This is a genomic window from Bacillus sp. M6-12 (genome assembly GCF_002860285.1).
GTDB lineage: Bacteria > Bacillota > Bacilli > Bacillales > DSM-1321 > Peribacillus.
In genome coordinates this window covers 152,320-174,900 of the sequence record NZ_PGVF01000027.1, presented here as the reverse complement: position 1 = coordinate 174,900, position 22,581 = coordinate 152,320, and the positions used below count along the sequence as shown (strand labels likewise).

Here is a 22,581-nt window from a genome sequence, read left to right as displayed (position 1 = left end):
TAATAAAGCATTATGTAAAGCGTTTACATTTATACATCCTGCAAAATTTTGCGCACATGTGCAAATTATTGCATGCCAATTTGTTCAAGATTGTATTTTTCTAGTTTATAATATAGATTCCGAACAGAAATTCCCAATGAACGAGATGCGGCCGTTTTATTGCCTTTATGCTCCTCCATGGTTTGTTTGATAATGGACCGCTCATAATTGTCCATCATCAGGGAAAGCGATTTCCCTCCTGACCCGTTTTTATTTACTGGCTGATTCTTTCCGCTTTCCACTTCCTGTTCATTATCCTGAAGGAACTCTGGAAGATGCTTATCATCAATCATTGTTTCCGAAAGCTTCATAAAAATAATTGACCTTCCAAGAATGTTTTCAAGTTCCCGGACATTCCCAGGCCATTGGTACATCATTAATTTTTGTAATGCCACTGTGGTTATCCCCTCAATATTTCGGCCATATTCCTGGTTAAGCTTTTGGATGAGATGCTCTGAAAGGGCAGGTATGTCTTCCCTTCTTTTTCGAAGAGGTGATATATGTATTGGCATCCTGTTTAACCGAAAGTATAAATCTTCGCGGAAGGACCCGCTGACGATGGCCTTTTCCAGATTGACATTGGTGGCTGCTATTACTCTTACATTGATTGGCAATGCCTTTGTCCCGCCAACACGAAGTATTTCGTTTTCCTGGAGCACCCTTAATAGCTTGGCTTGGGTGCTTGGGGTAAGTTCGCCGATTTCATCAAGAAAAATGCTGCCATTGTTCGCTTCTTCAAACAATCCTCGTTTTCCGCCACGCTTTGCCCCTGAAAAGGCTCCTTCTTCATATCCGAACAGCTCGCTTTCAAGCAGTGATTCAGAAAGGGCCGCACAATTCACCCTGACAAACTTATTAAACTTCCTGTCACTGTGGTTATGGATAGCGTGGGCGAACAATTCTTTTCCAGTGCCAGATTCGCCGCGGAGCAGTACAGTTGCAGGAGTTTTCGCACTTAGCCTTGCCTGGTCAATCGCAAGAGCCATTTCGTCTGAAATCCCGATAATATCTTCAAAAGAGTATTTGGCTTCAAGCGTGCGGATAATCTGCCTCGCCCGGTTAAGCTCCTGATTCAATTGCTGAATTTCTGACATATCATGAATAACGCCAACGCTGCCCTTAAGCCTTCCGTCCACTATGATTGGCGCCACGTTGACGATAACCTCCCGTTTGGCCGGGCCAACCCGCATATTCGTCCCGCGCACAGGCCTTCTTGTTTGCAGTACCTGCATATGCATGCTTTCGCCTTCATAGATATCAGTGGTTGCAGGCTTCCCGATTACCTCCTCTTCAGTCAGCCCGGTGATTCTGGTATAAGCAGGATTTATCAAAATTCCATGCCCCAATTCATCAACAACGGATATCGCGTCATCACTTGATTGAATGATTGCCTGGAGCATCGTTTGTATTTCCTTCAAATTAGTAATTTCCTCGGCCAGATCTACAACCTGGGTAATATCCTTAAACACAGCAAAAGCTCCGTATACCTCTCCGTGTTCGCCAAGCATAGGAATCCTGGTCGTAATGATCTTCATCCCATTTGCCAGCACCTGTTCCTGGTTTGCCTCAATCCGCTTCTTTCTCATAACATGCGGAAGCCTGCTGGTCACGATCACCTTTTTTATGTTCTTGCCAATCGCTTCTGCTTTCTTGAACCCAGTCATCCGCTCCGCACTTTTATTAAAAAATATTATCTTCTCCTGATCGTCTACAACGATCATTCCATCATCAGTTGAATTAAAGATTAAATCCCATTTTACTGATTCAGCCTGGAGTCTGCCAATGAGCGCTTCCTTTTCCTCAAGAAGCTTTGCGATGATGAAAGCGACTGATCCGGGAATCAGGGCGGTCTTTTTTCCGGCTGCTGCCCGAAGTTTTAGAAAAACATCCTTGCTTCCGGTAACATCAATTACCAGATCGTATGTATCATCAAGCAGAACAGTCCAATCTGTGGCAGTCAGGATACCGCGGCACGATGCCAATTGAATGCCCGGCGCGTTCTTATCAACGTCAATAACTGCTGCAACTGATAAAATATCTGTTTCGAGCAATATTTGTAAAATTGCTGTTCCGCCTTTTCCGGCTCCGACAATCATTACCTTTTGCATGAAAAGCCCTCCTATGCAGATGCTTTTGCTTTTCTTATTGCAATTTTTTTCAAACTATCACTGCAAAATATTTCATTCTTTATTTTATATTGTAATCGTATTTAGAAAAGGTGACAAATTTTTGCGGGTTGCACTTCTTGACAAATAAGGGATTTGACTTATTATTTCATATGTATATGTCTTAACCGGAAGGGATTTCAATCATATGAAACGGCTGATTGCGTTTTTTATACTCTTTGTTCCCGGGGCTTTGGCTGCCTATGGAATAAAGTTAATGCGAGATATGGTATTTGGAATTTTACAGCCGCCGTTTACTCTTTTATGGCTGCAATTGTTGTCAGGACTAATTTTAACTGTCGGCGGGATAGGATTCATCGCCGGTTTTGTACTTCATCGTGACCGTAAAAAGCAAAAAGTGCAAGATAGGTTTAAATAATCGGCGTGAGCTGGAAAAAGAATGATAAACAGCAGAGTAAACCCCAAGAAATTGAATTTGATTATCTAAACCTGCAGTTGCTGTTCGTACGAAATGTAACTTTGAAAAGACAGAGTTTGCAAGGGGTTTACTCTGTGACACAGCGTATTATTGCTCTGCTTTTATAAGAATCGATATGAAATGTAAACCTGAAAAAGCACCGGCGCTGTCCATGCACACTCATTAAGAGTTTGCATCTGGCAGCCCTGGTGCTTTTTTATTTGAAACGTTCTAAATTGACTATCAGCCTGTCCTATTTTAACTTAAACTGGTATATTTCAGATCCAAGTGTTTCGGCCATTTTGCCCAGAATATATGAGGATGAATTGATTTCTTCCATGGCTGCCATTTGCTCTTCGGCAGCCGCAGCTACTTCCTCTGTGTCTCCCGCAGTGACACCAGCCAAATTGGATATCACGTCCGAGTTGGCAACAATTATTTGCGAGTTAGACTGAATATCTGTAATAGCCCTTCTTTATCCATTCTTTTTTATTGTTTATAGAATTGGTCCCGAATTAGAACAGCCTTTGCCGGAAAATCTGTAATAATTGCACTGCATCCGATATTCAGCAGGTTTTTTATCTCTTTATCATCGTTTACTGTATAAGGACGGACTGCAATTCCCGCTTTTATAGATTCACGAATGATTTCATTAGGTGCAGCTTTTATACTTGGGTGAATAGCACCTGCCCCCAGTGACCGTGCATACGTCCACGGCGTGAACAAGCCGTCCCGGTATAGCGGAGCAATTTCTATTTCTTCTGCAATTTTTTTGCACTTTACGATACTGTAGTGATTAAAGGAAGAAAGTATGATCCGATCCTGAAGTTCTGCTTCTCTTACAAGCTTAATCACTTTTTCTTCTAAACCCGGATAATGAAACTTGCCGTTTTTAAGTTCTATATTACAAAAAAGATTATTTCCTTTTAGCCAGTCAACAAGCTCCTGTAATGCCGGGATCTCTGTCTCTCCATATATATGGCTGAATTTATGGCTTGCATCCAGCTTTTGAAGTTCTTTTAGCTGCTTATCCTTTACGTAACCGCTTCCATTGGTTGTGCGGTCCAGCGACTCATCATGAATGATTACAACTTCCCCATCCTTTGATAGCTGAACATCTATCTCAATTCCATCAGCCCCGGCGCTCCGGGCCTCTTCAAAAGAAATCATAGTATTTTCCGGATAGGTACCCGCCGCTCCTCTATGGCCAAAAATCTTCATTCTGCACACCCTTTCATTCTGCATTTTTTTGTCAAAAGGTGATCTCCCCTTAATTATAATTATGGGAAACAACAGCCTCCACCGATTCAGGGTTTTGAATCGTTTGCCAGGTCTCTTCTTTCCGTCAATAAATACAGAGGATCCAGCCTACTCGTAGTGCAAATTATTATTTTCTGCATAGAAAGTGCCTTTTGTCGCCGAATTCAGTTTTTTCCTTAGATGCTTAATTTCAAGCTGTGTATCCGGAAATGCAATTTGGCCGATAAAGACTTCGCCTTCCCCTTTCGTCTCAAGCATTTCCATAATGGATTTACGCTTTTCTTCAAATGTGAAGATGCTATGCATCAAAGCATCAAAATAGTCTCTTGTTTCTTCAAATTGCTGATTTTGGGATGAATTAAGCTGACCAATAAAGCTGTCATATACTTCGAGCTTCCGTTTAAGCTTTTCAACCTCCATCACCTTTTGCTTATATTCCATTAGCATTTCATCCAGCTCGGCTTTCAGTTTTTCCCGATTAAAGCCGGCGACCTGGATAACCGTTTTCCGTTCCATTTTGTTTCCGATTATTCCGGCAGTCACTTTGCTGCGGGCTTCAATAACTCCGCCAATGAGCTTCCCTTTTGTTCCATCTGCAATAATGTTCTTCGCCCTTAAAACAGATCCAAGGGAATAAAAGCCGATATGAATGTTTTCTCCAGCTTCTAAAGTGCACTCATTGGCATGCTTTAGATAAATATTTCTTGCAGCTGTAACGATGGACTGCCCCTTCCCAAAAATTCCGCCCTTTATAAAGATATCGCCTGTCTTTGATTCCAGCCGGTTAATCCCGCTTATTCCCAGCTCGCTCATGATGGAAATATCCTTTGTTGCGGTAACCGTAAATCCGTCCATAACCGTTCCCTTAACCGTGATGCTGCCAATGAAATCAACATTTCCGGTTTCGATGCCAACATCACCATCAATAACTAAATGATCACCGACTACGATTTTGCCGCTTTGGAATTCAACTACACCATCGATGAGTGCGCGCAGGACAGTTTTTCCATCTTCCTCATACTCGCCAATTGTTTTATGATCATAAAAAAGCTTTTTATTTTTCCCTGGTTTAGGAAGGATAAAGTCTCCTGTAACCGTCTTGCCAGGCTTTCCATCTTTAGGGGGGATTTTCTCTCCCAGCCAGTCACCCTTTTTTACTTCATCTATAAAATTCATCTCATAATAATTAGCTTTTCCGTCTTCCATGATTTTTGGCTTTCTATCAGATCTTTTAAAATAAATCACCGCTGCATCCTCACCATTAATTGGCTCAGTGCCTGTAGCGATAATTATTTCTTTCCCTGCTTCCAGACCGCTATGCAATATCTGCACCTTAATTCCTTCGCGGACGTTGTGATAATGCAGCAAATCAAGAATATTAGACACGTATTTATCGTTGTTACCGGCTAAATCTTCTTGCAAGCAGTTTAACCGAATTTTAGCAGTCATAAGGTCCTTGGAAAGAATACACTCCACTTCAGCCTTAACCAAACCGACCTCAACCTTTTCCCCGGAAGCAGTTTCAATCGCTTCCTTTAGCACCATAAACTTATTAAGGTTTACCCGGGGAAAGCCGGAAAGCAGCTGATTGATCATAAGAAGAGGAAAACCTTTTTTTGTTACTGTCGCAAAAACAGATCCATTTTCCTCCTCAAGTATAAGGAACTCATTACTCACTATTTCCATCGATATCTATCCTTCCAATTAGAAAACTCGCCGATTGGTAAGACTTTAAAAGGCGATGATTCAGACTTAGTTGAGGCCCACAGGACAAGGAAAGCTTCTGCAGCGATACCTCGCACGAAACAAAGCGATAGCTTGGTGAGGATGTGGGTCACACAGACGTTGTTCCAGGAAAAATGTTGTAACAAGGTAAGTTACAGCACTGGCGCACTTAGTCTGTGTTCTGCTTAATGCGGATGGAAAGCGGATTTATATTAAAAAAAATATAATTTTATCTATCTTATCCGCCGAAAAAAATGCATAAGCCTTACCTTCTAGTATAAAATAAAACAATTTCACTTTGTGAAAAATTTCCCAAATTGTCAATTTTTCTTGTATATCATTTTAAATTTTTGACAAATTTATATACTAAACAAACAATAGCGATATTTCCCCATAAGAAAAGACCAATGAATTAACTCATTGGTCCAAGGAATGAAATAAATTTGGCACGGCAGCCATGGTGTCGTACCCCTAACCGTTTCAAGAAGCCTTATGTTCAAGACGAAGCTTGTCAGCAACCATGGCGATGAATTCGGAGTTCGTCGGCTTTGCTTTTGACATACTAACGGTATATCCAAAAAGTGATGAGATCGATTCAATATTCCCCCTGCTCCAAGCTACTTCGATAGCATGTCGAATCGCACGTTCAACTCGGCTGGCGGTTGTATTGTATTTCTTTGCAATATCCGGGTATAAAACTTTCGTAATGGAACCAAGGAGCTCTATGTCGTTGTAAACCATGGAGATAGCCTCTCTTAAGTATAGATAGCCCTTTATGTGAGCAGGTACGCCAATTTCATGGATAATGCTTGTTATGCTGGCATCAAGATTTTTTGGCTTATTATCAGGGGTGCTTCTGAAAGAAAAGGAAGAAGCCTTTTTAGTAAAGGTGCTTGTTTTTCCGCTGACCTGACGGATATGGCTTGTAAGGTTTTCCATGTCAAATGGTTTTAAAATAAAATATGATGCCCCTAAATCAACAGCCTTTTTTGTTAAATCCTCCTGGCCAAAGGCAGTAAGCATAATGACATTAGGCATGGAAGCTTTTTGTGACTCACGAAGCTTTTCAAGTACAGCCAGCCCATCCAGATGGGGCATAATAATATCGAGCAGCAAGATGTCAGGGTTGACATTCTCCAGCAGGGTTAAGCAATCCTGGCCATTGTGCGCTACACCTACCACTTCCATATCATCCTGGGAAGAAATGTATTCTCCTAATAACCCCACGAGTTCTCTATTATCATCCACGACACACACTTTTATTTTTGTCACCCTTGGTTCCTCCTCAAGAACAATTCATGTTTCTTTCCAAATATTATAAATTATATTGTAAGGTAACCTTTCGACAATGGGAACCAAAATCCTTTTAATTTTTGTTTTTTTATCAAAAATAACCCTAACGCTCTATTTTACTCTCTTTTTCTCATGTTTTCGACTGTTTTTTTACAAACACCAAAAGTTTGTCGAATAATCTCTTTGGTTTTTGCCATTATTAATAAAGACTTATGAAAAAACCCTGCCATTAGAGAGGCAAGGTTAGGTAAAAAAGGGTGTTTATTTCCAATCAGCTGGCTTCAGCTGTATTTGTCTTATCATAAATATCAATACCTGCTTCATTCAGCATCCATTCGATGTGCACTCCATAGCCGCTAGCGGGGTCATTTACAAATACATGAGTAACTGCACCTATTAGTTTTCCATCTTGAATAATCGGGCTGCCGCTCATCCCTTGGACAATTCCTCCTGTTTTCTCAAGAAGTTCTGGATCTGTTACTTTTAGTACCATTCCTTTTGTTGCAGGGAATTTTTGAGGAATTGTACTGACGATCTCGATATCAAACGGTTGAACTGTTGACCCGTCCAATACCGTTAATATCTGAGCAGGTCCTTCCTTGACTTCATGAGATAAGGTTATTGGCAGCGGTTTATCCATAATGCCATTGGGAATTTGCTGTTTTAGTTTTCCAAAAATACCGAAAGGACTATTTTTTGCGATGTTTCCGATTACTGACCGGTCAGATGAAAAACTGGCCAGCTTTTCCCCCGGATCACCATTACTGCCTTTATCAATCGATGTGACCGTAGAGCGGACAACCTCCCCATCTTTCACAACAATTGGTTTTTTCGTATCCATATCCGAAATAACGTGGCCTAAAGCACCGTATTTCTTTGTATCAGGATGGTAGAACGTCATAGTCCCGATGCCGGCTGCTGAGTCCCGGATATACAACCCGAGCTTATATACGCCTTCATCTTTATCTTTTAAAGGAACCAGCGATGTTTTAATTAGTTTATTTTCCCGATTAATGACCAGCCGAAGAGGTTTGCTGTCCTCTCCCGACTGTTTTACTAATTGTGAAACATCTGACATTTTTTCAATTTTCTTTCCGTTGATTTCGGTTATAATATCCCCGACCTGGATATGGGAAATTTCTCCCGGTGACTTTTTTCCTTCCGCTGTTTTTACCAAATGATGGCCAACAACAAGTACACCAAGCGTGTTCAGTTTCACGCCAATGGATTGTCCTCCGGGTATTACTTTAAAGTTCTTGATCACTTCCACATCAACTTTTTTGATTGGAAGACCTGCAAAATCCAGAAGCAGCTCATTTGTTCCAGGGTGCTCAGCCCCTAAAGTAATGGAATCGCTTTGTTCATTAACAGTTACATTTTTTTCTGCTGTAACCGTTGCATTTACAGGAAGCGCTTTAGGAATGTTATATGTTTCACCTTCAAAAAGGACAATTGTTCGCGGGATGGACAGGTATTCACGTAGCGGCTGGTAAAAACCTGCTAGTAATAGCGAAACAAGGAGAATTCCACCGATGATTCTGTTTAACCATACAAACTTCAATCCATTCACCTCTCCTCGCTTCTTTGCTTTCGCTAATGGCTACATGTTTAATTTAGCCCTCACAACAGCCATTTATAACCCGGAGACAAAATAAAAGCTATCCGTTTTTGGATAGCATTTCAATGAATGAGTAAACTATATCATGTAAATAGAAAAAACCGAAAACAGCTGGAAAATTTATCTTTGCACAAGACTCCTTTAACTGGCGGAAAGTTTTTTCAATTGCTTTGCCTGCAGCAGCAGCTCGTTTGCATGCTGCTTAGTTAGATCAGTGATTTCCACCCCTGAAATCATCCGGCCTATTTCATCTATTTTTTCTTGTTCATTTAATGGTGTTACACTTGTTTTCGTTCTTCCGCCTTTAATTTCCTTGGCAATAAACAAGTGGGTATCTGCCATTGCAGCCACCTGAGGAAGATGGGAGATGCACAGAACCTGAGAATGAACCGCGACTCTGTGAATTTTCTCAGCTATCGCCTGGGCCACCCTGCCGCTTACACCTGTATCGACCTCATCAAAAATAATAGAAGTAATTCCCTGATGCTTCGAAAAGATATTTTTCAAAGCAAGCATTATTCGGGAAAGCTCTCCACCTGAGGCAATTTTTGAAAGAGGTTTAAGAGGCTCCCCTGGATTAGTGGATATATAAAATTCAAGTTCATCCAGTCCGTTCTTAAGGATTTCCTGGCCCCTGAACTCGGAATAATCCTGGCCAGTTTTATGAAAATGGACTTCAAAAATCGTTTTTTCCATATAAAGTTCTTTCAATTCCTGATGGATGAGCTTCGTCAGCTGTTTCGCTGCTTTCATCCTAAGCTGTGATAGATTTTTCGCTTCCACAAGAAGGTCGTCCTTAATCGATTTAACCTGTGTTTGCAGCTTCGCAATATGTGTTTCCCTGTTTTGAAGGGTTTCGATTTCTTCTTCAATCTTTGCCCCATATTCAACTATTTCTTCTATTGTATTTCCGTACTTTCTTTTTAGCTGATTTATTTCATTAAGGCGGCTTTCAATCCAATCTAGCCGGACCGGGTCATATTCGAGGTTTTCCAGCTGCTCGCTAATCGTTGATAAAATGTCTTCAAGGATATAATAGCTGTTAGAAACAGTATCTGCCGTATTTTTCAAGGAATCATCTATGCTTGCTGCATCTTCCAGGTTGTTCATGGCAACCGATAGCCAATCAAGGCCACGCTGCTCGCCCCGAAGTGCCTCATAACTTGTTTGCAGAGATTCATAAATTTTTTCGAAATTATTGATTTTCTTGCGTTCTTCCCCGAGCTCTTCATCTTCCTTCAGCTTTAAATCTGCCTTCTGGATTTCATCGAACTGAAACTGGATCAAGTCGAGCCTATGAGCCATTTGTTTTTCGTCCTGGCTCAGCTTATTAAGCTGCTTCAAAGCTGAATCATAGTCTTTGTAAAGCAGCTGGTATTCAGCGAGGGAGGCAGCCAACTTTTCCCCTCCGAATTGATCAAGAAGGGGCAGATGGAGACTGCTGTCCATTAACTCCTGATGCTCATGCTGGCCATGAATATCAATCAATGTGCTGCCAATTTCCCTCAGCCCTGCGATTGTGACCAATTTTCCATTCACACGGCAAACACTTTTCCCCGCAGCCGACAGATCCCTTCGCAGCACAATCATTCCATCGCTTATTTCTATACCGAATTCTGCCGCCTTGGCCATAATAGGATGGTTCTCATCTTCAATTTGGAACAGGCCTTCTAATTCTGCTTTGGACTCGCCATGGCGGACAAACTCTGAAGATCCGCGGCCGCCAACGAGCAGATGGATTGCATCAATTATTATGGACTTTCCTGCACCGGTTTCGCCAGTTAATACAGTTAAGCCCTTTTCAAAAGAAATCGAAAGGGCTTCTATAATGGCAAAATTTCTAATCGATAATTCCATTAACAAATCTCGTTCACCCGCCTTATTAGAGCATTTCTAAAAATCTGTTTGTTATTTTCTCTGTATCTTCCGGGGTTCGGCAAATAATCAGACAAGTATCATCTCCGCAAATTGTACCCATTATTTCGTCCCAGTCAAGGTTATCTATAAGAGCGCCGATAGCTTGAGCATTTCCCGGAAGTGTTTTCATAACAAGCAAATGGCTCGCTGAATCAATCCGGACAAATGCGTCCACCAATATACGCCTTAATTTTTGCAGTGGATTAAACCGCTGATCCGCAGGGAGACTGTATTTGTATCTTCCGTCCATAAGAGGTACTTTAACGAGGTGGAGTTCCTTAATATCCCTCGATACGGTGGCTTGTGTTACATTAAAACCAGCGTTCCTTAATTCATCTACCAGTTCATCCTGCGTATCTATATCATTATTTGCGATAATTTCCCTGATTTTAATATGCCGTTGTCCTTTATTCATCCTAAAAGCACCTCATTAAAAATAAATAGTACTGTATAGCCAGTTGCCGTATTCAAAAATAATCGTAGCTGATTTAAAGAAATAGTACAATTTTTTTCTTCAAATAACGTCTATATATTACAGTATTCGCCTTTTTGTTTACTTTTCCTTTATTTCACCTGGTTTATTAGAGGCTTCTGAAAATAATCAAGTGACTGTCCCGAGATTCTGATGTTCACTTTTAGGGTATGAAAGGAAATAAACCCCGCCAACAGGGAGCAAGGGTTGGCGGGGTTTTCATAGTTATTCTTCAATTTTAGCTTGCTTTAGCTGTTCATGGGCATCTTTTACAATTTCTTCAACTGATTGTTTTAGAAAGATATCCCCAGTTTCCTTTTGGCCTGACCATAATAAGTGCAGCAAAAATTCAATGTTCCCTTCTCCTCCTTTAATTGGAGAAAAAGAAGCATCTTTTATATCATACCCTTCACCTTGGGCAAAGCTGATGATTTTGCTAAGCACTTCCTTATGGATTTTTGGTTCCCGCACTATACCCTTTTTTCCAACCTGTTCCTTGCCTGCTTCAAATTGCGGCTTTACTAGTGCTACAACATCACTACCCGAAACAAGCAGTGTTTTAAGGACTGGCAAAATTAGGGTTAAAGAGATAAATGATACATCTATGCTTGCAAAATTTGGCATCTCTCCGCCAAGGTCAGCAGGTGTAACATAGCGGAAATTAGTCCGCTCCATTACTTTCACTCTTTCATCCTGGCGCAGCTTCCAGGCAAGCTGGTTATAGCCAACATCCAGTGCATAAGACATCTTAGCTCCATTCTGGAGAGCGCAATCCGTAAAGCCGCCTGTTGACGCCCCAATGTCAAGAAGAATTTTACCTTCCATTTGAAGATCAAAGGTTTTCAATGCTTTTTCCAGCTTGAGTCCGCCCCTTGAAACATAGGGCATCACTTTTCCTTTAATAGTGAGGGCGGTATCGACAGGAATCTTTTCCCCAGGCTTATCAAGCCTTACTTCGTTTCCGTATATCTGGCCTGCCATTATATACCGTTTTGCTTTTTCTCTGGTTTCTGCTAATCCTTGCTCCACGAGCAATACATCGAGTCTTTCTTTTTTTACCTTCATGTTGTCATGCCCTTTTTTGCTTTTTTGGTGTAATCAAATTGATTCTTTTAACCGTGTTTTCTACTGTTAAACCAATCTCTTCCAGCAGTTTATTTACAGAGCCATGCTCTATATATCTGTCAGGGATACCCATTCTGTCGATAACTGCATCATGGTACCCGCTCTCATTTGCATATTCAAGGACAGCACTGCCAAATCCGCCCTGCAAGACGGCTTCTTCTATCGTTAAAATTGGCATTTTCAGCTTAAATAATTCTTTCAGCAGCGTTTCATCCAAAGGTTTTATGAAACGTGCATTGATAACTTGGACGGAAACCCCCTGGCTGCTAAGAATTTCAGCAGCTTCCATTGCCATTGGAATTGTTGTTCCAAATGTAAGAATAGCAGCATCCTTTCCGTCCCTCAAAACTTCCCATGAACCAATTGGGAGACGTGTAAACTGTTCATCAATCGGAACGCCGAGGCCTTCTCCGCGCGGGAACCGCATGGCAATTGGACCATCATCGTACTTTAAGGCAGTGTATACCATATTGCGGCCTTCATTTTCATCCTTTGGCATCATTAGAACCATATTAGGCAAATGCCGCAGGAACGCAATGTCGAAAACTCCCTGGTGGGTTTCTCCGTCTGCCCCTACCAATCCGGCACGATCAATTCCAATGAATACATTGAGGTTCTGACGAGTGATATCATGGACCATTTGGTCATATGCTCTTTGCAGGAATGTAGAGTAAATAGCAAGGAACGGTTTCATATTTTGCGTCGCTAATCCTGCAGCCACTGTCGCCGCATGCTGCTCGGCTATTCCAACATCATACATTCGTTCAGGAAATTCACTGGCAAATCCTTCGAGCTTGGAACCAACCGGCATTGCTGGGGTAATCGCGACGACTCTCTCATCCTCCCGTGCAATCTCCCGGACTGTTTCACTGACCAGCTTGCTCCAGGCCGGTGGCGTGTTCCCTGGCTTAACAAAATCACCAGTCTCGATTTTATAAGGGCCCGTACCATGCCAAGTACCAATTTTATCACTCTCGGCAGGATTATAGCCTTTTCCTTTTTTTGTAATTACATGAAGCAGGACAGGTCCCGAGGTTTTTTTGGCATAACGCAGGTTTTCAAATAAAGCTTCATAATTATGTCCATCAACCGGGCCAAGATATGTAAACCCAAGCTCTTCAAAAAACATTCCGGAAACGAACAAATATTTTAAACTGTCCTTTACCCGCTCAGCAGTTGAAGCCAGCTTTCCTCCAACAGCCGGAACTTTCTTCAGCAAATACTCAAGCTCATCCTTCACCCAGTTGTATTTGCCTGCTGTCCGCAGCCTGCCCAGGACGTTGTGCAGTGCACCTACATTGGGGGCAATTGACATTTCATTATCATTCAGGATGACGATTATATCTTTTTTCTCATGGCCAATATGATTTAACGCTTCAAGGGCCATACCACCCGTAAGCGCTCCATCTCCGATAACCGGCAGAATATAGCTTTCTTCTTTTTTCAGATCCCTTGCAATCGCCATTCCCATTGCTGCTGACAGGGAAGTAGAGCTATGACCGGTTTCCCAGACATCGTGCTCACTTTCGGACCGCTTCGGGAAGCCGCATAACCCCTGATATTTACGGAGCGTATCAAACTCGCCAGCCCGTCCGGTCAGAATCTTATGGACATACGATTGATGGCCGACATCCCAGATAATTTTATCAACGGGACTGTTAAATTCCTTATGCAATGCAACCGTAAGTTCTACCACTCCAAGATTGGGGCCAATATGTCCTCCGGTTACAGATAATTTTTCAATCAGGAATTGCCTGATTTCACTGCTCAGCTCTTCAAGTTGGTCATTATTTAAATGTTTTAAAAAAGTCGGGTCTTGTATTGATAGAAGATCCAAATAGGATCACTCGCTTTCTTTCTGATTGTTTCAGGGCCCACTGTTTAGGCGCCACCGCAACCGCCTGCTAAAAAACAGCCGCTAACACAGTGTGGTAACGGCTGGGCACTATTGGCGGTTTGATCATCAATTTTACCTCACTATAGCATAAAACACTTTCCTAAACAAACTCTAATATTTATGGTCAATGGTCCCTTGCAGCAATCATCTCGGTCACTTCTTCGAGCAATTCTGTATTAATGCCGGTTTTTGCAAGAGACAGCCGGGCAAGTTCAATATGAGACCGCAGTTTTTCCTTTGCTCCATCCATTGATAGCAATGACGGATAGGTACTTTTTGAATTTGCCGTATCGCTCCCAACCGGCTTTCCTATTTTCTCCTGAGAACCTTCAATATCCAAAATATCATCACGAATTTGGAAGGCAAGGCCTAAATGCCTTGAAAATTCTAAGAGATGTTTTTTCTGCTCTTCGGATGCACCTGCAAGAATTGCCCCTGATATTATGCTCGCAGACAGGAGTTTGCCTGTTTTATTGCTGTGTATATACTCGAGATCTTCAAGAGCCAAATGTTTACCTTCTCCCTCTATGTCGGCCATTTGGCCGCCAACCATGCCTTCAGCCCCTGCCGAACTGGATAGAAGCTTAATTAGCTCTAGCTGTATCTGTGGAGTGACTTCTTCTATATCCATTTCAGTGATAGCCTGAAAACTGTAAGTCAAAAGGGCATCCCCAGCGAGGATAGCGGTTGCTTCTCCAAACACTTTATGGTTTGTCGGCTTACCTCTCCGCAGATCATCATCGTCCATGCTGGGCAGGTCATCATGGATCAGCGAATATGTATGGACCATCTCAATGGCGGCAGCAACGGATACTCCCTTGGCAGGATCTTTTTTAAAAGCCTCCATTACGGCAAATACCAAAATTGGCCTAATTCTTTTCCCGCCAGCTTCCAGCGAATAAAGCATCGATTCCTTTAACGTGCCAGGTGCATCCAGCCTGTCAATACGGGATTGCATATCTAGTTCGAGGGCTCTTTTATATTTTTCAGAAAAGGCCTGAAAACTCATCTCTATTCCTCCTCTTGCACGATGAAGCCCTCCAGCTCTCCATCCTCCCGCAAAATTTCCGTAAGCTGCTCCTCAACCGTTTTAAGCTTCTGGTGGCAAAGCCTTGATAAGTCCATCCCCTGCTTGTAATACACAATAGCTTCCTCTAGAGGAACATCTCCGTCCTCCAATTTTTCTACAATTTGCTCAAGTCTGTCCATTGCCTGTTCAAAAGATAACTCCTTTTCTTCACTCATGATCTGCACTCTCCCTCTTGTCTTTAACTTCTGCTTTAATTTTCCCATCTCGCAATGTTACCGTAATGATATCTCCTGTCTTAACCTGTTCAGTGCTTTTCACCAATTCTTCATTTTCTGTAAAGGTCAGGCTGTATCCCCGTTCCATTATTTTTAGCGGGCTGAGGGCATCCAGGGTGGCGACTGCATATGTCAGGCTTTTTGCTTTCTCAGTAAAAATACGTTCCATTTGCCTTCTAATGCTTTTTTCCTGTCTGTTTAGCGCAGATTCAGCATCCTGAATGCGCTGTTTTGGATGCTGTTTTTTTAGTTCTGCAACCCGGCGCTGGAGCAGATCACTTTTATTGATAAAGAATCGCTTGCTTTCCCGCTTGAGCCTTTCCATAGCTCTGTCAAGCTGTTCAAGCTTTTGCTCGTACATTTGGCGCGGATAGCGAAAGGCATATGACCTCTCTAATTGGGCGAGTCTGGCAGCCTCTGTATTTGCATTTTCCCTTACTGACCTTGTTAGCCTGTTTTTTCTGTTTTGCAGACGTTCCATCAGTTCATTTAAATGAGGAACGGCGAGCTCAGCGGCACCTGTCGGGGTCGGAGCCCTTAAATCTGCAGCGAAATCGGCTATTGTATAATCTGTTTCATGGCCGACTGCTGAGATGATTGGAATTTTAGATTCAAAAATAGATCTCGCTACTGCTTCTTCGTTAAAAGCCCATAGCTCTTCGATCGATCCCCCTCCCCTTCCGACGATCAATACATCTGTTTCCTGCCGGCGGTTTGCTGCTGTAATAGCTTTGGCAACAGATGCAGAAGCTGCTGTTCCTTGAACCAGCGCAGGGTAAATGATCACCTTGGCAACGGGATACCTCCGTTTAATCGTCGTAAGTATGTCACGCAATGCCGCTCCCGTCGGCGAGGTAATAACCCCTACAGCAGCCGGGTACTTTGGAATCCTTTGCTTATGCAGCGGTGAAAACAGCCCTTCTTGTTCAAGCCTGCTCTTCAGCTGCTCGAATGCAATATATAAGTCACCAATGCCATCTGTTGTCATTTGCTTAACATACATCTGATACTGGCCGCTCTGTTCATAAACCGTTATGTCCCCTCTGACAAGGACCTTCATGCCATTTTGGGGTTTGAATTTAAGGGATGAAGTATTTGCGGCGAACATAACAGCAAGTATTCTCGCCCGCTCGTCTTTGAGGGTAAAATACATATGGCCGCTAGAGTGCTGCTTAAAGTTGGATATTTCTCCTTTTATATATATATCCCTTAAGTGCGGATCAGCATCAAACTTCCGTTTTATATATCTGGTTAAAGCAGTAACAGTCAGATATTTCTGTTCGTTCATAAAAAGCTCCTTTGGTGAAAAGCGCCAGCGCCCGGGTTAGCCCCGACAAGCATAAGACAAGCGCTGACAGAAGGCGCTTTTTGCCTTCGGAAGCGATTGGCTTATGACCAAGATTGTAACGGCACTTGGTTACAACACTCGATGGGCTGGACGCTGGAGCTAGACATCTTTACTAGTTTAAAAAGTTATCCTTATCTTTATAAAAAAAGCCGTCCCCTGTTATTATAAACAAGGATACGGCTTTGTTTAAATGATTTGTTAACTTTTTAATGCTTCATGCTATTTTCGGCCGCTATTTTTGCTGCCTTTAACGTGTTAAACATAAGCATAGTGATAGTCATCGGGCCGACTCCTTTTGGGACAGGAGTAATATAGGAAGCAATCTGCTTCACCTCTTCAAACGAAACATCACCGCATAGCTTTCCTTCTGCATCCCGGTTCATGCCCACGTCTATCACCACGGCCCCTTCTTTCACATGCTCCGCCCGAATGGTATCATTACGGCCGACCGCAGCAACCAGGATGTCTGCTTGTTTCGTAAACTGTTTTAAATCTTTAGTCTTGGAATGACAATAAGTAACCGTTGCGTTTTTATTCAAAAATAATTGTCCGGCCGGCTTTCCTACAATATTGCTCCTGCCTACGACCACGACATGCTTTCCTTCAATTTCATAGCCGATATGGTCAAGCATTACCATAACTCCATATGGAGTACAAGGATAGAACGTATCCTGCCCTGTCATTAACCGTCCAATGCTGACTGGGTGGAAGCCGTCGACATCTTTTTCAGGAGAAATCGCTTCAATTATAGCTTTTTCATCAATATGATTAGGTAATGGAAGCTGAACCAAAATACCATGAATGGCGGAATCTTCATTTAGTTCGGCAATTTTTTCAAGCAGCTCTTGCTGTGAAAGTGAGGATGGATATTTTTCCAGGAGGGAATGCATTCCGAGCTCCTCACAAGCTTTTTGCTTCATTTTCACATATGTTTGGGACGCCTGGTTATCGCCAACCAGTACTACTGCAAGTCCAGGTATAATATTTTTCCCCTTAAGCTCAGCCACTTCTGCCGCGATCTCAGTTCTAACCTTACGAGCAATTTCAGACCCATCAATAATTTTTGCTGCCATTCTCAACTTCCTCCCATATCATGTTTTATTTATCTAGTTTGTCTTTAACCTTTGAAAGTACCGCATTGATGAATTTGCTTGATTGATCATCACCGAATACCTTGGCAATTTCAATTGCTTCGTCCATGACCACATTTACGGGAACGTCTTGGTTGTTCATCATTTCAAAAACGGATAAACGAAGAAGGTTACGATCTATATTGCCTAACCGATCAAGCTTCCAATTTTCAAGGTTATCACTAAGAATAGTATCAATTTGTTCTTTATTTCCCTCAGTTCCCTGCACTAAAAACTCAAAATATTCGTCTCTGGCTTGACCGTCCAAAACGCTGTCCATGGCATCCCCCATCTCAGCCTTTCCGATGTCCATTTGAAATAATGCCTGTAGAGCTTTTTCACGTGCTGTTCTTCTTTTCATATTCCGGCTCCTTCCAATTCATATGAAGATAATAGCATAAAACGAACATTTTAGGTATATCTTATATGAATATTAAGTTTTTAAGTTTATTTTTGTAAAATTCAATTATAATTACGTGTTATTAAATGTTATTTGTATTCTTACACTTCGAAAATATCCCTCATTACTATACTTTCCTTTTCCGCCAAAAGAAAAACCTCTGTCCGCCAATTGCGAGAACAGAGGCTTTTATAGAACTTTTCCAAAAATGATTCTAGAGCAACAGGGCATTTATACCTCCTGTTCGATCTCCACTTCTTGTTTGCCGTTTTCGAAATGAACACCCACAACATGGATATTTACTTCATCTGCTTCTAAGGCTGTCATGTTCAGCAAGGTCTGGCGGATATTATCCTGAACCTCCTGTGCTACCTTTGGAATAGATACACCAAATTTCATAACACAATAAACATCAACCTTTATGCTGGTTTCCGTTAATTCTACCTTAACGCCTTTTCCATGGTTTTTCTTCCCTAGGCGTTCGACAACTCCGGATGCAAAGCTGCCGCGCATTTGAGCCACGCCTTCAACTTCCCCTGCAGCAATTCCGGCAATTACTTCAATAACTTCCGGAGCAATTTCCACTTTTCCCAAACCGCTGTTATTCTCATTCATCTCTAACATTTGATTTTCACTCATTAAGAGCACCTCCTGTTTCCCCTTCATTATGAATTCATTACATCATATATTTCAAGGAATTTGGTATTAAATTCACCCTCGACAAACTTTTCATGAGCAAGCAGCTTCAAATGGAACGGTATGGTAGTGTGGATTCCTTCAATAATAAATTCGCTAAGTGCCCGTTTCATTTTTTCGATCGCTTCTTCGCGAGTTGCCCCGTAGGTGATCACTTTGGCAATCATGGAATCATAATAGGGCGGAATTGAATACCCCGGATATGCTGCCGAATCAATCCTGACACCGTAGCCTCCAGGAGGCAAGTACATTTGGATCTTGCCCGGTGACGGCATAAAATTCTTTTCAGGATTTTCTGCATTTATCCTGCATTCCATTGCCCAGCCGTTAAATGTAACATCCTCCTGGGAGAGTGAAAGCCTGCTGCCGCTGGCAACGCGGATTTGCTCTTTGATCAGGTCCACGCCCGTTACCATTTCTGTAACAGGATGCTCTACTTGAATCCGGGTGTTCATTTCCATGAAATAAAACTTGCGGTTATTATAATCATAAATGAATTCGACTGTTCCGGCACCTGAGTAATCTACTGCGAGAGCCGCTTTTACGGCAGCTTCTCCCATCTCGTCCCTTGTTTCACTGTCAAGCGCTGGGGAAGGCGTTTCTTCGAGCAGCTTTTGAAGGCGGCGCTGGATCGAGCAATCCCTTTCCCCCAGGTGAATGGCGTTGCCATGATTATCGGCCATGACCTGGATCTCCACATGACGGAAATCTTCAATATATTTCTCAATATACACTCCTGGATTACCAAAAGCAGTCATGGCTTCCTGCTGGGTGATCTGCAGTCCCTTAATCAGTTCTTCTTGTGTTTTGGCAATGCGGATCCCTTTTCCTCCGCCGCCTGCCGTTGCTTTTAGAATAACGGGGTAACCGATGTCATCCGCAATAGCGAGCGCGTCATCCTGATCTTTCACGATTCCCTTGGAACCGGGTACAATCGGGACTCCAGCTTTGCGCATCGTTTCCCTCGCCACATCCTTTGTTCCCATTTTAGAAATGGCTTCCGGAGACGGGCCAACAAATGTGATGCTGCAATCCCTGCAAAGCTCAGCAAAATCAGAGTTTTCTGCTAAAAATCCATAACCGGGATGGATGGCATCTGTTCCGGTAAGCTTTGCAGCACTTATAATGTTGGTGAAATTTAGATAACTGTCCTTCGAGGAAGTTGGTCCAATACAAATCGCCTCATCAGCAAGCTGAACATGCAGAGCTTCTCTGTCCGCTTCGGAAAAGACGGCGACCGTTTCTATTCCCATTTCCTTGCAGGCACGAATTACCCGTACCGCAATTTCTCCTCTGTTGGCAATCAGTAGCTTTTTTATCATATGTCTACAGCTCCTTATTCGGGTCTAACTAAAAATAGCGGCTGGCCATATTCCACTAATTGACCGTCCTTGACAAGAATTTCTGCGATTTCTCCATTAACTTCTGCTTCAATTTCATTAAACAGCTTCATCGCTTCCACGATACAGACAACCGACTCTTTATTCACTTTTGAGCCTACCTGTACATACGCATCGCTTTCTGGTGAAGAAGATTGATAGAAGGTACCTACCATTGGAGAAATAATTTTATGTAAGTTTTCGTTAGCACTTTCTTGTTTGGCAGCTTCAGCAGTCTCTACAGCAGCAGGCGCTTCAATGGCTGCAGCTTTTGTCTGGACTGGAGCCTGAACCGTTTCAGCAGCTTGAACCGGAACGGCTTGATAAACCGGACTCACAGGCTGGCCGCTGCCTGGCTTTTTCATCTCGATCTTCGTACCTTCATGCTCATACGTAAACTCATTAATGCTTGATTGGTCAACTAGTTTGATAAGTTCTCGGATTTCCTGCACCTTTAACATTCTGGCACCCCTTGTTCATGTTTAATATAAGAATGGTTTCTTGCAGACTTAATCATATGTTAGTAAAGCGCGAATAAACCGTGCTTCCCTTTTCTTAAGACTAGCTACTAATATCATACGATAACATCTTGCCTAAATTCAATATCATAACACTTTCTATTAAATAAAACGCTTTCAATTCAGACCCGGTTTTATTTTAACGCAGTTTAAACAGCAGTAAAACCCCTGCCATTAGTCTCACGAAAAAGACATTTAGCCTATTCAGGAAAACAAATGATGGGAAAATATGAAAAAAATGTGAACCTTTTAGAGGAAAATATTTTTTTACAGCGAATTACCTAATACATAATAACCATGAGTATTGATCTAGAATATTAAGGCGGGATGTTAATTGGATATGATGAAACATCTAATACTGGAGGATCTAAGGCGAAAAAACAGCTTGGTAATGAAGGCAGCTTTCGTCTCTGTTGTTTTGGCAGCCGTTGTCGACATTCTCATGAAGAAGGACATGGGCGTTATTTTATCGATCATTCTTGGCGGCGGTACCGGAGTGCTCGCTATTGCCGTGCTTCATTATACGAACCGTTTTATTTCGTTTATACCTTATATAGCCACAGTGATCGTTTCCGTTGTCATTTTTATCATCATGGAAAATAGCGTGTCACCAACAGCCTACTTCCTTGTTTATTTTATCCTGGCACTGACAGCCATATATATGAATCGGACCATTCTCTGGCTTGGGTCTTTCCTCGGGCTTTGCATTATTACGGCATTTACGGTGCTTAATCACTCAGCATTAGGATTGGAAACGAAAAATTTCGTTACGGTATTTTTATTGCATATGCTTGTTACTATTTTGCTGACTTTTCAATTAAATATTTCAAAAAGAATGTCGAGCCAAATTGCTGAAGTCCAACTGAAGACTGAAGAACTTTTGAAAAAAGACAGAAATACTAAAAAGTCGCTCGAAGAAAATACATCAGTGATCACGCAAATGATGACTTCAGTTGACCGTTTGAGTCTTGATAATCATCAGGCATCGCTGGAGATGGCCCATTCGATTGGGGAACTTTCTGCAGGAATTGAGGTACATGCAAACACTGTATCAGATATTAATCAATCACTCGAGGAAACAAACAGGATGGGTTCAGAAATTACAGCTCTTTCGAAAGCGCTCCTCAAAGAGGCTGACCAGGCGGAGACACTTTCAGCCAATGGAAATTTGCTGATTAGCAGCCTTGAAAATGCAATTGCTGTTTTTTCAAAGGATTTTAAAGAGATTATTTCTAAAATGACCTCCTTGTCTGAAGATGTTGATGAAGTAGTCGGCTTTGTAAATGTAATCCAGCAGATTGCAGGGCAAACAAATCTGCTGGCGCTCAATGCGTCAATCGAGGCAGCCCGGGCCGGAGAGAGCGGAAAAGGTTTTGCAGTTGTGGCGGAGGAAGTCAGGAAGCTGGCTGATCTGACAAATCAGACCGCTAAGCAGATCTCCCAAAACCTTGGTGCTGTCAAATCGGAGACTCAGGAGACAAGCTTAAAGATAGTTTCAGCAACAAACGCTATGGATAAGAACCTTAGTCTTGCAAACGATTCAAAAAAAGCGTTTGGAACTATTTCAGAAACAGTGCTTTCCTTGAAGCAGCAAATAGAACATTATCATGGCCATATTCAGTCCATTGAGGATTCTTCCAAAGGAATAGAACGGTCAGTAAGCGAATTCAGTTCAGTAATACAAGAAGCGAGCGCCGCGCTCGAAGAGCTTGCCGCCAGTGTCCAGCACCAGACTGATCAGAATTCCCACCTTGTCCATTCCATTTCTGAGGCGAGCGAATCACTTTCCCGCTTAATGAAGCTTTACGAGGACGAATCAAAATGAACTCAATAATCATTAATCAGCAAAAAACCATCTGGACAGTTCCAGATGGTT

20 protein-coding genes are annotated in these 22,581 nt (G+C 42.2%); 2 read left to right on the top strand and 18 right to left on the bottom strand.

From position 1 onward, the window contains the following. Window positions 1–65 precede the first annotated feature (65 nt). Window positions 66–2,147: a sigma 54-interacting transcriptional regulator gene (locus tag CVD28_RS23610; RefSeq protein WP_101597151.1), complete on the bottom strand. Its 2,082-nt coding sequence runs from the start codon at window positions 2,145–2,147 to the stop codon at window positions 66–68. Window positions 2,148–2,352: 205 nt separating this feature from the next. Between CVD28_RS23610 and CVD28_RS23605 the strand changes: the two genes are divergently transcribed. Continuing rightward, the gene (locus CVD28_RS23605) at window positions 2,353–2,583 is read left to right on the top strand and encodes a DUF2627 domain-containing protein (RefSeq protein ID WP_101597150.1); all 231 of its coding nucleotides are present in this window, start codon (window positions 2,353–2,355) and stop codon (window positions 2,581–2,583) included. Window positions 2,584–2,875: 292 nt separating this feature from the next. Here the strand turns inward: CVD28_RS23605 and CVD28_RS28320 are convergent, their stop codons facing one another. From CVD28_RS28320 to accB, 17 genes are all read right to left on the bottom strand, one after another. Further along, complete coding sequence (locus CVD28_RS28320; protein WP_180954290.1) at window positions 2,876–3,028, bottom strand: hypothetical protein; 153 nt, start codon at window positions 3,026–3,028, stop codon at window positions 2,876–2,878. Between the two features lie 83 nt (window positions 3,029–3,111). Then, on the bottom strand, window positions 3,112–3,843 hold the full coding sequence (locus CVD28_RS23600; protein ID WP_257985963.1) for a glycerophosphodiester phosphodiesterase: 732 nt from the start codon (window positions 3,841–3,843) through the stop codon (window positions 3,112–3,114). Window positions 3,844–3,990: 147 nt separating this feature from the next. Then, complete coding sequence (locus CVD28_RS23595) at window positions 3,991–5,568, bottom strand: DUF342 domain-containing protein (protein WP_257985962.1); 1,578 nt, start codon at window positions 5,566–5,568, stop codon at window positions 3,991–3,993. A 519-nt stretch (window positions 5,569–6,087) separates the two neighbouring features. Further along, on the bottom strand, window positions 6,088–6,879 hold the full coding sequence (spo0A, locus tag CVD28_RS23590) for a sporulation transcription factor Spo0A (protein ID WP_101597148.1): 792 nt from the start codon (window positions 6,877–6,879) through the stop codon (window positions 6,088–6,090). A 292-nt stretch (window positions 6,880–7,171) separates the two neighbouring features. Then, a complete protein-coding gene (spoIVB, locus tag CVD28_RS23585) occupies window positions 7,172–8,461 on the bottom strand; it encodes a SpoIVB peptidase (RefSeq protein ID WP_101597147.1) in 1,290 nt (429 codons plus the stop codon). A gap of 198 nt (window positions 8,462–8,659) precedes the next feature. Further along, window positions 8,660–10,381, bottom strand: coding sequence for a DNA repair protein RecN (gene recN, locus CVD28_RS23580; RefSeq protein WP_101597146.1), 1,722 nt, complete (start codon window positions 10,379–10,381; stop codon window positions 8,660–8,662). A 19-nt stretch (window positions 10,382–10,400) separates the two neighbouring features. Beyond that, a complete protein-coding gene (ahrC, locus tag CVD28_RS23575; protein ID WP_101597145.1) occupies window positions 10,401–10,850 on the bottom strand; it encodes a transcriptional regulator AhrC/ArgR in 450 nt (149 codons plus the stop codon). 282 nt (window positions 10,851–11,132) lie between these two features. Next, the gene (locus CVD28_RS23570; protein WP_101597144.1) at window positions 11,133–11,972 is read right to left on the bottom strand and encodes a TlyA family RNA methyltransferase; all 840 of its coding nucleotides are present in this window, start codon (window positions 11,970–11,972) and stop codon (window positions 11,133–11,135) included. Between the two features lie 4 nt (window positions 11,973–11,976). Next, on the bottom strand, window positions 11,977–13,869 hold the full coding sequence (gene dxs / locus CVD28_RS23565; RefSeq protein WP_101597143.1) for a 1-deoxy-D-xylulose-5-phosphate synthase: 1,893 nt from the start codon (window positions 13,867–13,869) through the stop codon (window positions 11,977–11,979). Window positions 13,870–14,053: 184 nt separating this feature from the next. Further along, window positions 14,054–14,944, bottom strand: a complete 891-nt coding sequence (locus CVD28_RS23560) for a polyprenyl synthetase family protein (protein ID WP_374702568.1) — start codon at window positions 14,942–14,944, stop codon at window positions 14,054–14,056. Beyond that, a complete protein-coding gene (locus CVD28_RS23555) occupies window positions 14,941–15,174 on the bottom strand; it encodes an exodeoxyribonuclease VII small subunit (protein ID WP_101597141.1) in 234 nt (77 codons plus the stop codon). Before CVD28_RS23555 ends, CVD28_RS23560 begins: the two co-directional genes overlap by 4 nt. After that, on the bottom strand, window positions 15,167–16,522 hold the full coding sequence (gene xseA, locus CVD28_RS23550) for an exodeoxyribonuclease VII large subunit (RefSeq protein ID WP_101597140.1): 1,356 nt from the start codon (window positions 16,520–16,522) through the stop codon (window positions 15,167–15,169). Before xseA ends, CVD28_RS23555 begins: the two co-directional genes overlap by 8 nt. A gap of 266 nt (window positions 16,523–16,788) precedes the next feature. Next, the gene (gene folD / locus CVD28_RS23545) at window positions 16,789–17,655 is read right to left on the bottom strand and encodes a bifunctional methylenetetrahydrofolate dehydrogenase/methenyltetrahydrofolate cyclohydrolase FolD (protein ID WP_101597139.1); all 867 of its coding nucleotides are present in this window, start codon (window positions 17,653–17,655) and stop codon (window positions 16,789–16,791) included. 25 nt (window positions 17,656–17,680) lie between these two features. Further along, window positions 17,681–18,073, bottom strand: a complete 393-nt coding sequence (gene nusB / locus CVD28_RS23540) for a transcription antitermination factor NusB (protein ID WP_101597138.1) — start codon at window positions 18,071–18,073, stop codon at window positions 17,681–17,683. A gap of 270 nt (window positions 18,074–18,343) precedes the next feature. After that, window positions 18,344–18,751, bottom strand: a complete 408-nt coding sequence (locus CVD28_RS23535) for an Asp23/Gls24 family envelope stress response protein (RefSeq protein WP_101597137.1) — start codon at window positions 18,749–18,751, stop codon at window positions 18,344–18,346. Between the two features lie 26 nt (window positions 18,752–18,777). Then, a complete protein-coding gene (gene accC, locus CVD28_RS23530) occupies window positions 18,778–20,130 on the bottom strand; it encodes an acetyl-CoA carboxylase biotin carboxylase subunit (RefSeq protein ID WP_101597136.1) in 1,353 nt (450 codons plus the stop codon). 14 nt (window positions 20,131–20,144) lie between these two features. Next, entirely contained in the window at window positions 20,145–20,648 is a 504-nt protein-coding gene (accB, locus tag CVD28_RS23525) for an acetyl-CoA carboxylase biotin carboxyl carrier protein (RefSeq protein WP_101597135.1), read from the bottom strand. Window positions 20,649–21,045: 397 nt separating this feature from the next. On the opposite strand from accB, the gene CVD28_RS23520 reads away from it, so the two are divergent. After that, the gene (locus CVD28_RS23520; RefSeq protein ID WP_142384817.1) at window positions 21,046–22,530 is read left to right on the top strand and encodes a methyl-accepting chemotaxis protein; all 1,485 of its coding nucleotides are present in this window, start codon (window positions 21,046–21,048) and stop codon (window positions 22,528–22,530) included. The last annotated feature ends 51 nt before the right edge of the window (window positions 22,531–22,581 follow it).

What these genes read in the sequence shown, in the direction of transcription:
- CVD28_RS23535 (WP_101597137.1), bottom strand. Translation starts at nt 18,751, where the DNA reads ATGAGTGAAAATCAAATGTTAGAGATGAATGAGAATAACAGCGGTTTG.
- accC (WP_101597136.1), bottom strand. Translation starts at nt 20,130, where the DNA reads ATGATAAAAAAGCTACTGATTGCCAACAGAGGAGAAATTGCGGTACGG.
- CVD28_RS23570 (WP_101597144.1), bottom strand. Translation starts at nt 11,972, where the DNA reads ATGAAGGTAAAAAAAGAAAGACTCGATGTATTGCTCGTGGAGCAAGGA.
- CVD28_RS23555 (WP_101597141.1), bottom strand. Translation starts at nt 15,174, where the DNA reads ATGAGTGAAGAAAAGGAGTTATCTTTTGAACAGGCAATGGACAGACTT.
- nusB (WP_101597138.1), bottom strand. Translation starts at nt 18,073, where the DNA reads ATGAAAAGAAGAACAGCACGTGAAAAAGCTCTACAGGCATTATTTCAA.
- CVD28_RS23595 (WP_257985962.1), bottom strand. Translation starts at nt 5,568, where the DNA reads ATGGAAATAGTGAGTAATGAGTTCCTTATACTTGAGGAGGAAAATGGA.
- folD (WP_101597139.1), bottom strand. Translation starts at nt 17,655, where the DNA reads ATGGCAGCAAAAATTATTGATGGGTCTGAAATTGCTCGTAAGGTTAGA.
- xseA (WP_101597140.1), bottom strand. Translation starts at nt 16,522, where the DNA reads ATGAACGAACAGAAATATCTGACTGTTACTGCTTTAACCAGATATATA.
- CVD28_RS23605 (WP_101597150.1), top strand. Translation starts at nt 2,353, where the DNA reads ATGAAACGGCTGATTGCGTTTTTTATACTCTTTGTTCCCGGGGCTTTG.
- CVD28_RS23600 (WP_257985963.1), bottom strand. Translation starts at nt 3,843, where the DNA reads ATGAAGATTTTTGGCCATAGAGGAGCGGCGGGTACCTATCCGGAAAAT.
- CVD28_RS23610 (WP_101597151.1), bottom strand. Translation starts at nt 2,147, where the DNA reads ATGCAAAAGGTAATGATTGTCGGAGCCGGAAAAGGCGGAACAGCAATT.
- CVD28_RS23520 (WP_142384817.1), top strand. Translation starts at nt 21,046, where the DNA reads ATGATGAAACATCTAATACTGGAGGATCTAAGGCGAAAAAACAGCTTG.
- accB (WP_101597135.1), bottom strand. Translation starts at nt 20,648, where the DNA reads ATGTTAAAGGTGCAGGAAATCCGAGAACTTATCAAACTAGTTGACCAA.
- ahrC (WP_101597145.1), bottom strand. Translation starts at nt 10,850, where the DNA reads ATGAATAAAGGACAACGGCATATTAAAATCAGGGAAATTATCGCAAAT.